Source organism: Stieleria sp. (assembly GCF_041595215.1).
Classification (GTDB): Bacteria; Planctomycetota; Planctomycetia; order Pirellulales; family Pirellulaceae; genus Stieleria; species Stieleria magnilauensis.
Genome location: NZ_JBFHKV010000958.1, coordinates 1 through 3,343 on the forward strand (window position 1 = coordinate 1; position 3,343 = coordinate 3,343).

Below are 3,343 nucleotides of genomic sequence, written 5' to 3' on the forward strand. Positions count from 1 at the left end.
GAGTACTTCACCACCTGGATGCAGCGTGACGCGTTGGGCGGGTTCAACGGCAGCAACCTGACATTCCATGGCGGCTACCTGTTCGCGCACTACTTCCTGACCGGAGAGCACATTCCGCTGAAGCGAAGTTCGGGAACGATCGATCGCGTCAAACCCTTCGAAAACTTCTTCGTCGTCGACCGCTGCACCGGCGGCACCGGAAGGGGTTGGGGTGCGTTGGGCATGGGGCTGCGTGCGGATTACCTGGATTTGTCTGATTCCGATATCCGCGGCGGACAAGGGTATGCGTTGACGGCCGGTCTGAACTGGTACTGGACCGCGTACTCCAAGATCCAAGCCAACATGGTGATGGGTGAAATCGAGAATGCCGGCCAAGGTCGCTCGGCCGTGCCGCTGGCCGCCGGGATCGATGGCGACTTCAGCATCCTCGGTTTCCGCTACATGATCGACTTCTAACGATCCGTTCAATGTCAGACGCCCCAACGGGTGTTTTCACAAACCACTCCATTTCAAGAAGAAGTCATGTCCATTCAAAAAACCATTCAGGCCGGCCTGTTGCTGGCCGCCGCGCTCTGTCTGCTCGATTGCCACAGTGCGTTTGCCCTCGGCGGTAAACTGCTCGATCAAACCGGCTGTGCGTGCTGCCCCGTGTGCGACCATGTTTGCAAACTCGATGCCGAACAGGTCGAAGAGGAAAAGACGTGTTTCACTGTCGAATCCAAAGCGATCTGTATTCCACGAGTTGTCTTTCCGTGGCAGAAAGCCAAAAAAGCTGCCTGTGCGTCGTGCACGGCCTGCGACGGACTCGGCTGCACCGCGTGTGTGCACAACGGAGCCCGTGTCCGCAAGGTCTGCGTGCTGAAGACTGAAAAGTACAAGTGCCCCGCCTGCGAGTACACCTGGACGGCGGAAAAGAAGGATCGCTGCGGCTGCTGCCCCGGTTCGTGTGCAGGTGCCTGTGGGGGCGGAGCGGGCTGCGATAGCGGATGTGCCGCCGCCCCGCTGGCATTGCAGCCCAGCCAAGCATCGGTGCTGCCGGCACCGGTCGCCGAGCCCGCGGTGGATGCGTCTGCCGATGCACCCGTCGATGCGGCGGACTACTATCGGTCCCCGTCAGAGGCTTTGCCGACACCGACGGCGGCCCCGCCGGCACCCGTCGCCGAGTGATTGCCCAATCGAAACTCCCGGTTGGTTCCATTGCCTCGTCGTTGCCCATTGGCAACGGCGAGGTTTTTTTGTGGAGCGTGGTCGGGGGGGCAGCATTGCAATGCCCCCGAGAACGCATCGAACGCCTACATTAGACACTCCTTCTACCGTAGAACCTGTCAGGAGACCGCTGCATGTCCCGAGCGTTATTGGTGATCGATGTTCAACGTGAGTATTTCGACGGAGCACTGCCGATTTCTCATCCCGCCGGACACCTCGAACGCATTCTGGAGGTGATGGATCGAGCGGCCGAAGCGGGGGTGCCCACCGCCGTCATTCGCCACCACCAAGCCGATCCCGAATCACCGATTTTTCGCAAGGATTCAGAGATGTGGCAATTGCACCCCGACGTCCAATCACGCCCCCGTGATGTGCTGATCGACAAGCAATGGCCCGGATCGTTTACCGGAACCGAGCTGGAGGATTGGCTGAAGAAAACAGCTGCCGACACGATCAGCATCGCCGGATACATGACCCACATGTGCTGTGACACGACCGCCCGCCAAGCCTTTCATCGCGGCTACAAGGTGGAGTTTTTGCGTGACGCGACCGGCACACTGACGGTGGAAAACGAAGCCGGCAAGGCGACCGCGGAACAGTTGCATCAATCAATTCTGGTCGCGCAGCAAATGTTTATCAGTGAAGTGATCGGCAACGAGGCTTGGATGCAACGTGTGGAGTGAAGCTCTAGTAGGCAGCCGTTTATCGCGAGCCTACGGGCGCTCACCTGAGGAAGCCACGCTTAACTGAGTGGTGTTGGGCTTTAATCGACAGGGCTAACCGCCACCGGTCGGTGGGCGGGAAGCTGGGCTTTGAAATCGCCCAGGGAATGCCAATGATGCGTCTGATTCAAGTCGACCTCGGTAATCGCGATCGTTCCGAACTCGTCGGCGGCGGCCAGGGCGGTGCCGTCGAGTCCGTAGATCGCTGATCGAATCCAGTTGTCGGTCGACTTGGTGTACGTGCTGCTGACTAGGTAGACATGGTTTTCACACGCCCGCGCTTGGGCCAACAGTGGATTGCATCCCCAAACCGGCCAGGCGATGACGTCAGCGCCGTTGTTGGCCAGTTCCCGCGCGACTTCGGGAAAGAAGCCGTCGTAGCAGACCATCATGCCGACCTTGCCGAAGCGGGTCGAGAAGACCGGGTATTCGTTTCCGGGCATGATGCCGCCTTCGATTTCGCTGCGGGGCAAGCAGACCTTTCGGTACTTGCCGACGATGTTACCGTCGGGGCCCAACAGGACGGCGACGTTGTAAATCAAATGGCCGTCGCGTTCGAGCAGTCCGGCGACAACGTACATGTCATGTTGCTTGGCCAGTTCGGCAAAGTAGTCCGTCGACGGCCCGGGGATCGGCTCGGCAGCGTCGGCATAGGTTCCCTTCGTGCCGTAGTAGGTCAAGGTTTCCGGTAGTACGACCAGGTCGGCGTCTTGCTTGGCGGCTTGTTCGATCAACGGCGCGAACTGGCGGCATTTGTCCATCGAGGTTTCGCCGCCGCGTGGTTGGTAGTGGATGGTCGCCAAGCGAACCAGGTTCTTCGGCGGAGCCGGTGCCGTTTCCAGCCGAGCCTGCTTCCAACGGACCGACGAATGCGGATCGCCCCACCGAAAATGCAGTTCGATCGTCGCCGTTGTTGCGTCGGGCGGTGCCAGGTAGACGCCCGCTAGTTCGTCCCAGCCGTCGTGTGTTCCCACCACCGCGGGAAACTCCGGTTCCGACTGTGGCCGAATCCCTCGGCGAAAGGAGTCGATGGCCGGCGCGGCATGTTTGACTTTTTGGCCGTTTGGGTCACGCCACAGCACTCGTGCGATCGCGGAGCGGCGGGGGTGTTCGATCCCGTCGGTTTTTCTCAGCACCGAGAATTGGTAGTGCCGACCGCCGACGACGGGGACGCTGCGTCGCCAATGCCCGCTGAGCCCCTGGCGATCGTCCGCTCGGATGATGAGTTCCAGCCCGGCCGGGTCCCCGTCGGCGGAGGGCGTCGTTTGAAAGATCGGTTGGATCTCCTCGCGTGGGGCCAGGCTTTTCCAACCTTCCGCCGTCGCGTCCTCGGCTGCCGATGGCGTGGATCCCAGCAAGGCCAGCGCGACCAACACGACCAGCGGGAAACGATTCAAACCCATCAGATTTCTCCA

The 3,343-nt window shown here is 60.6% G+C and carries 4 protein-coding genes; 3 read left to right on the forward strand and 1 reads right to left on the reverse strand.

Features of this window, described 5'->3' with window-relative positions; genetic code table 11:
- From ABX749_RS26790 to ABX749_RS26800, 3 genes are all read left to right on the forward strand, one after another.
- Positions 1-456: porin (locus ABX749_RS26790; protein WP_372898704.1), on the forward strand; the 456-nt coding region annotated here is incomplete at its 5' end.
- A 66-nt stretch (positions 457-522) separates the two neighbouring features.
- Entirely contained in the window at positions 523-1,167 is a 645-nt protein-coding gene (locus ABX749_RS26795) for a hypothetical protein (protein WP_372898706.1), read from the forward strand.
- A 173-nt stretch (positions 1,168-1,340) separates the two neighbouring features.
- A complete protein-coding gene (locus tag ABX749_RS26800) occupies positions 1,341-1,889 on the forward strand; it encodes a cysteine hydrolase family protein (protein WP_145219338.1) in 549 nt (182 codons plus the stop codon).
- Positions 1,890-1,969: 80 nt separating this feature from the next.
- Here the strand turns inward: ABX749_RS26800 and ABX749_RS26805 are convergent.
- Positions 1,970-3,343: carbon-nitrogen hydrolase family protein (locus tag ABX749_RS26805; RefSeq protein WP_372898707.1), on the reverse strand; the 1,374-nt coding region annotated here is incomplete at its 5' end.

Coding starts and splice junctions, on each gene's coding strand:
- ABX749_RS26795 (WP_372898706.1), top strand. CDS start 523: ATGTCCATTCAAAAAACCATTCAGGCCGGCCTGTTGCTGGCCGCCGCG.
- ABX749_RS26800 (WP_145219338.1), top strand. CDS start 1,341: ATGTCCCGAGCGTTATTGGTGATCGATGTTCAACGTGAGTATTTCGAC.